The organism is Vibrio sp. V03_P4A6T147, assembly GCF_002241085.1.
Taxonomy (GTDB): Bacteria; Pseudomonadota; Gammaproteobacteria; order Enterobacterales; family Vibrionaceae; genus Vibrio; species Vibrio anguillarum.
The window spans coordinates 1-4,031 of the sequence record NZ_NDIO01000314.1; the positions used below are offsets into that span (position 1 = coordinate 1).

Below are 4,031 nucleotides of genomic sequence, written 5' to 3' on the forward strand. Positions count from 1 at the left end.
ATTATGAAGTTTGCTATTCACTCGTTATTTATTTGTTGCGGTTTTTTAATTACAGGCTGTACACAAAACACTCAATATTTTACTGATTCTTTAAATCTTGCTCTATTTGGCCCTGAATCATTAAGTATCTCGCAAAATAAAATTAATGAGTTGCCCTACGCTAGTATTTATGTAAAGCAAGGGGATAACCCTCAAGCATTAATGATATTAGCTTGGGCCGAAAAAGATTCTCGCCAATTTCAATCCAACCCGCTGGCTTTAAAATATTTATCCGCAAATCATGAGATGATCGTTACCTCGGCAGGGCGAATCACTAAAACCGTGAATTTGCTGGATGCGAATTTATCCAATACTCGATCGCAGCAGCCTGATCCTCTAGCGATTGGTTTGCATGATTCCAGCACCCCGCGCTACTGGGAATATGAGATCAGCTGGCAGCCGGGCTATCACACCCAATATCACGCTCAATCTCGCTTTGTTGTACAAGGTGAGGAGCAAAAGCTATTGCCACAGGGCGCTAGAAATTTATTACATGTGGTGGAAAATGTGACGATTTTAGCGATTGACCAACATTACACGAATCACTATTGGCTTGAGCCAAGCAGTGGCGAAGTCGTTGCCAGCGAACAAACGCCAGCTCCCGGCATGGCGCGCTTTGAACTGATTGTTGCTAAACCTTTCTCAGGAGCGAATAAGTCATGATTCTATGGCCTAACTTAATACGCTACGTTATACGCTACGTTTGGCTAGAAAAACGTACGTTACTGAGCGCACCAGTGCCAAAACCTACATTAATAAAAGCTACATTAATAAAACCTACATTAATGAAGTATTTTCTGCTGGGCGTATTATGCGCATTATCACCGGCTGCCTATAGTGCACCGGCTAGTGTGGTTGAAGTGAGAAGCGCAGATACACCTGCCCTCTCCCTCTCTTTTGCATCTGTGCCAAGAGTGGATGAATTAGTCATCAATGCGCTGAATGCCAGTGCGCAGTTACCTGCCGATATCGATTGGTTAAGCAGCGCCTTGTTTGATGTGACCAGCCCGTATCAAAAAAAGCAGCAGGTTCTGCTTGCGATCACCCATCAAGAAAGTTTGGCCACATCGGCTCACAAAAAGCGCTGGCGTCAGCTGAAAGAGCAGCTACGCGCGAATGCTTTTGCACAGCGTATTTTTACTCCGCTTGATCCCGACATCACGCGTATCACGGCCAGTCAGAACCCGAAATTACAAGGTCAATGGCTGCTGTCACTCAATACGTTACCCACCACAGTATCAGTTTTGGGGAATGTTAAACAAGCTGGTGACATGGCTTGGAAACCACGCACCGATGCGGGTCATTATGTTCGCTCGGCAGGCCTTGCTGAGGCGGATATCTCGCAAGTATGGGTGATTCAACCCGATGGTCACGCCTCACTGCATGATATCGCCTATTGGAATCACGACTTTCAAGATATCGCGCCCGGAGCGACACTTTACGTGCCTTTCCCTATCGAAACGACATCACTTTATCCTCAATATTCACTACACAATGTGAACGACATTGTCGTTGAACTGCTGCGAAATCAATTGCCATGATGAAACTGAGTTATCTTTCGTCTTCGACGATTCAACCACCTCACGTCACTTGTATGGCGTGCTGCATTGCGTTTAGTTTGGCGTTACCGAGCCAAGCTGACGAATTCAGCTACCCGACGCTGGTGCATTCTCAAACTGATTTTGGTGGTACAGGCTTAATACAGATGCCCAGTGCCCGCATGATGCCAGAAGGCCAATTCAGTTTAAGCGTCACAAACAACGATGATTACATTCATTACATCAGTTCACTCCAACTCTTCCCATGGCTAGAAGCGACAATTCGTTACACGCAAGTGCATGAGCTACTTTACAGCGGCGATACCAGCTTTAGCGGTGATACGAAATACACGGATAAATCGATTGATGCCAAACTGCGTTTGCTAGAAGAGGGATATTGGCTGCCGGAAGTGTCGGTAGGGTTACGTGATGTTGGCGGTACAGGTTTGTTTGATGGCGAATTTATTGCAGCCAGTAAACGTTTTGGCCCATTGGATGTCACACTCGGCGTTGGCTGGGGTTATTTGGGTAACAACGCGAACTTAACGGGTGATAAATCCTCAACACCAGATTGCGGTCGCGATACTAGTGTCAGTGGCAAAGGCGGCCAATTTGATATTGGACGGATGTTCACGGGTTGTACGTCGCTATTTGGTGGGGTTGAATACCAAACACCTTGGCAACCACTACGTCTAAAAGTGGAATACGATGGCAATGATTACCGCAGTGATTTTCCCGTCACCCGTGGTGATGCAGTAATGCCCATTTCAACACCGTGGAACTTTGGTGTGGTATACGCTCTTGCTGATTGGGCCGATTTACGCCTTAGCTATGAACGCGGTAATACCTTTACCGCAGGCATTACCTTGGGTACGAACTTGGCGACCATGCAACCGGTGTGGGTTGATGAACCCAAACCCAGTTATGCTCCGCAAACAAAATCACATGAGTTAGACGATGCTGAATGGCAAACGTTACTTCATGACCTTGATGTAATCGCCGGTTATAAACAAGCGACTTTGTACCAAGATGATGCCACCCTCACGATTGAAGCTGAACAATATAAGTATCGCGATCGCAAAGAAGCGCATGAACGCGCCGCATTGCTGCTGGCGAATCAAGGCATTGATGCACAGACGTATCGCATCATCGAGACGGCCAATAATCAGCCTCTCACTGAAACCAGAATAAAAGCGAATGCGTTTGCCCGCGTTGCTGACCGTGATTACCCTAACGCTCACATCACCGATGCCAGTGCGCGTGGTAACCCTGTCGCGATCAATGGCGAAGTAAAAGCGCAGCAGTATGATGCGTGGCAATTTGGTTTAGCGCCTGTGTTGCAGCAGTCTTTTGGCGGCTCTGAAGACTTTTATTTGTACGCGCTTGGTGTCAGTGCCAATGCCAGCGTACAAACACGAGATCATTGGCTACTCTCTGGCAGCCTTTATGGCAACCTTGCCGATAACTACGACAAATACAAGTACACCGTACCGCCAGATGGTACTGATTTGAAACGGGTTCGTACCTTGTCTCGACAATATTATGAAGATGCTGTTCGCCTTGATAGCCTGCAACTGACCTACTTTGATACATTCGGCCAAAGTTGGTTTGGTCAAAGCTACGCAGGGTATCTCGAAACCATGTTTGCTGGTGTCGGCGGTGAAATACTCTATCGTCCATTAGGCAAAAATTGGGCGGTTGGGATTGACGGAAACTATGTAAAACAGCGCGACCCTGACACCGCTTTTGGTCTGTATAAAGAAGAAGTGCATTCTGATCCACAAACGGGTCGAAACTATCGAGTACAGACGGGCACAGTAACAGGCCATGCAACACTCTATTGGCAGCCTAAATTTTGGTCATTGATAGACAATACCTTACTCAAGGTCAGTGCGGGGCGTTACTTAACCGACGATATCGGTATGTCGGTCGATTTTTCTAAGCAGTTTGATAGTGGTGTGATTGCCGGTGCGTTTATTTCTAAAACGAACCTTTCTGCAGAAGAGTTTGGTGAAGGCAGTTTTACCAAGGGATTTTATGTTTCAATTCCTATGGACTTGATGACCATTCGGCCGAGTACACAGCGCGTGACCGTATCTTGGTTACCGATTCAACGTGATGGTGGGCAAATGCTGAACCGACAATATCGCTTGTACGATATGACGGATGCACGCTCCCCTTGGTATGGTCGCCCTATCTCAAGCAACTAGCTTAGACTATTGTTACTAATAAAAAGAGAGCTCATTTATGGGCTAATGCCGATCAGTTAAGACTTTAATCGGCAGATCAGTTGAATGATCCTACCTTTATGTAAAAATCCGATAGACCTTGTTTATCGGATTTTTTTATGCACGTTTCTCAAGCCCTCGATATCATCAACAGTTATAAACCAAATCAAGTTGAAACACTCGCAGACCTCTTGCCCATTGAGCTCATCAATAGTGCTTATGAGCT

General features: G+C 46.3%; 3 protein-coding genes. All 3 read left to right on the forward strand.

Annotated features, from left to right (window positions below):
- Nucleotides 1-702 (forward strand): YjbF family lipoprotein (locus B9J84_RS12330; RefSeq protein ID WP_404207230.1); only part of this gene is annotated, 702 nt, incomplete at its 5' end.
- Nucleotides 699-1,580 (forward strand): capsule biosynthesis GfcC family protein, encoded by an 882-nt coding sequence (locus B9J84_RS12335; RefSeq protein WP_094124248.1) that lies wholly within the window; start codon nucleotides 699-701, stop codon nucleotides 1,578-1,580. The genes B9J84_RS12330 and B9J84_RS12335, both read left to right, overlap by 4 nt.
- Nucleotides 1,577-3,787, forward strand: a complete 2,211-nt coding sequence (locus B9J84_RS12340) for a YjbH domain-containing protein (RefSeq protein ID WP_094124249.1) — start codon at nucleotides 1,577-1,579, stop codon at nucleotides 3,785-3,787. Before B9J84_RS12335 ends, B9J84_RS12340 begins: the two co-directional genes overlap by 4 nt.
- Nucleotides 3,788-4,031 lie beyond the last annotated feature (244 nt).